Below are 2488 nucleotides of genomic sequence, written 5' to 3' on the forward strand. Positions count from 1 at the left end.
GCCGCTCGCGTATCTTCGGCGCACCCCATGTCGGCTTGTCTTGCTTGAGGCGCACAATCAGCTTCTCGATTTGAAACGGAAGCTGATTGGCGTGGCGATAGGGCCGCCGCGATCGGTCCGTCAGCCCCTCCAGGCCGCTGTCGTTGTAGCGCGTGAGGATCTTGTAGCCGGTCTTGCGCGAGATATCGAACTCCCGGCAAAGCATCGCCATCTTCTCGCCGTCCAGCAGCCGGGCGACGAACTTCAGCCGCTCTTCCATGACGTTACACTCCCTCCAAGGCACCTTGCTCTCCTTGCAAAGGGCCGAAAGTGTAACCCATCTATCCAGAATGAACTGTCACCCATCTCTCGGGAAGGGCATTATTATCAATGGGTTTATTGACAGGTTCGCCACGAGGTTCGCCAAGCGCGTTACCAGCCGTACGACTCGGTCCATGCCCTGCACAGCCAACGCACCTGCGACGCTTCCCGGGAATAGAGTTCGGCATGGTCAATGTCGTCATGGCCGAGACATCCAACATCTGCCTGGTGGATGCCTCCGCTTCGGCGAGATAGACCCCAAGTGACTTCCGCAGACCATGCAGCGTAAGGCCCTTCGGCAATCCCGCGAGAGCGCACCAGTGGGTCATAGCACCGGTCAGAGATTTCGGCGAGAAAGGTTGGCCATATTCCGTGACTAGAACTGTTTCGCCGCGCCGGTCGGCGCGGAGATGCCAAAACAGCAGTTTCGCTACCCCGGAACTGCGCCGTGAAGGGCCAATCCATGATATGCCTGCCACTTCAAGGTTCTACCGTCCCTTGCCGTGCTGCCCAGTCGTATGGGTACAGACAGTAAAAATAGCCGGTACGCTCGGTGGCGATGTATTTGAGGTGGGTGCCGTTGGGCAGCCAGACGATGTCGCCAGGGCGGCATTCGTGGCGGCCGTCATCCAGTTCGATCGTCAGCGTGCCTTCATGGATGAACAGCACCTCGTCATAGGTCACGGTCCAGTCGATCGAGGCGTTCTCCAGATACTCGATGCCGCCGCCCATGGTCCGGCTGATCTCGGCATTGATCACGCGCGCGATCGAAGACGTTCCGGTCGGCGTGACCGATGGCTTTAGGGTCAACTCGCTGTGCTTGAAAATCTTGGCCTTGGACATCGTCATCCCTTTTTTGCGCGAAGATTGGCTTTGGAGGGAGTGACGCCGGACGGAGCCAGCCCGGCGAGCCATCTCGTCACCGGATCGAGCTTGCGCCCGGCATGTTCGAAATCGTCACGCCGACGCACAGCGCCGCGGACAAAATGTGCACCGACAAAGCGAAAGGGTTCGGGCGGGAAACCGCGCGTTACCGGACGAACCAGCGCCGAATGCGTCAGTTCCGATTCACCGTCAGTCAACAGGCCGGTGAGGATCTCGCCGCCGATATAAGCCATTGTCGTGCCATTGCCGGAAAAGCCATAGCCGTAAACGACATCGCGGTTGGCGCGCAAAGCGCCGAAAAGTGGCACGCCGCTCACCGTCCGGTCGATCGGGCCGTTCCATGATGTCTCGAGCGGAAAATCGGCGAGCGCCGGGTGGCCGTCCCGCAGCGCGCGACGCATTTCGGCGACACGGGGCGACTGGCCATGGAAACGCTGGTCGACGATGCCGCCGAAGCCAATAACGCCACCGCTGACGCCGACGGACAGCCGACCATCGCGCGTCGGAGACCAACCGCCAACGAAGACGCGGGAATCGATCATCAGCGGCGCCCGGCGGTAGCCGATCTTGTCGAGAAGGTCTGGAATGGGCTGTGACATGGCGTCGTCGCTGGAGATGTTGAAGATCGCAGGGGCCAGTTCCGGAATCGCGCCGGACCAGGCATTCATGGCAAGCACGACCTTGCCGCAGGATACAGTTCCTTTCGCCGTTTCCACCGTGAGCTTGCCCCGTCGTGAAAACCGCTTCATCGGCGACTTTTCATAGATCCGAACGCCGCGCTTTAGCGCTGCACGACGCAGGCCGCGCACCAGGAATCCGGGATGCACTGTTGCCGACGAAGCGTCGAACGCGCCGCCGAGGTGGCTCGTCGTGCCTGCCATCGCCGCGATCTCGTCGCGCGAAACGCGTCGCGCAGGCACGTAGCCATGCGCCGCCAGCTTGTTCAACGCGTCGTCCCAGGCGCCAAGCTGTGCTTCGCACGTCGCGCCCCAGATCCAGCCGATGCGATCGAACCAGGCGTCGATCGCCTCGACCTTGCAGAAAGCCTCGATGCCGCCGATCGCGGCTTCGGATGCCTTGATGATCGAAAGCGCGTCGGTTCCGTCGCGCAGGGCGACAAGCGCGCTGTATTTGGTCCATGCCGAAAGCACCATTCCGGAATTGCGGCCGCTCGGGCCACCACCACAAATGTCGCGCTCTAAAATGACAACATCGAAGCCTGGATTGTGCTCCTTGAGGCGGATGGCGGTCCACAATCCAAGATACCCGCCGCCGACGATGCAGATGTCGGCCTGCGTTGCCT

General features: G+C 61.3%; 3 protein-coding genes and 1 pseudogene. All 4 read right to left on the reverse strand.

Going from position 1 to position 2488, the window contains the following annotated elements; translation table 11 throughout:
- A partial coding sequence (locus EN925_RS31745; protein WP_164747151.1) for a helix-turn-helix domain-containing protein occupies positions 1-259 on the reverse strand: 259 nt, incomplete at its 3' end.
- A 156-nt stretch (positions 260-415) separates the two neighbouring features.
- A pseudogene (locus EN925_RS31750) lies at positions 416-698 on the reverse strand (tyrosine-type recombinase/integrase); the annotation flags it as partial.
- An 82-nt stretch (positions 699-780) separates the two neighbouring features.
- Positions 781-1143, reverse strand: coding sequence for an AraC family ligand binding domain-containing protein (locus EN925_RS31755; RefSeq protein WP_164747152.1), 363 nt, complete (start codon positions 1141-1143; stop codon positions 781-783).
- A gap of 2 nt (positions 1144-1145) precedes the next feature.
- Positions 1146-2488, reverse strand: a 1343-nt coding sequence (locus EN925_RS31760) for an FAD-binding oxidoreductase (protein WP_128337204.1), incomplete at its 5' end; no start/stop codon positions are given.

This window comes from Mesorhizobium sp. M7A.F.Ca.US.006.04.2.1 (assembly GCF_004022915.1).
Classification (GTDB): domain Bacteria; phylum Pseudomonadota; class Alphaproteobacteria; order Rhizobiales; family Rhizobiaceae; genus Mesorhizobium; species Mesorhizobium ciceri.

Excerpts from the sequence above, each read along its gene's own strand:
- EN925_RS31755 (WP_164747152.1), bottom strand. The coding sequence starts at position 1,143 with ATGTCCAAGGCCAAGATTTTCAAGCACAGCGAGTTGACCCTAAAGCCA.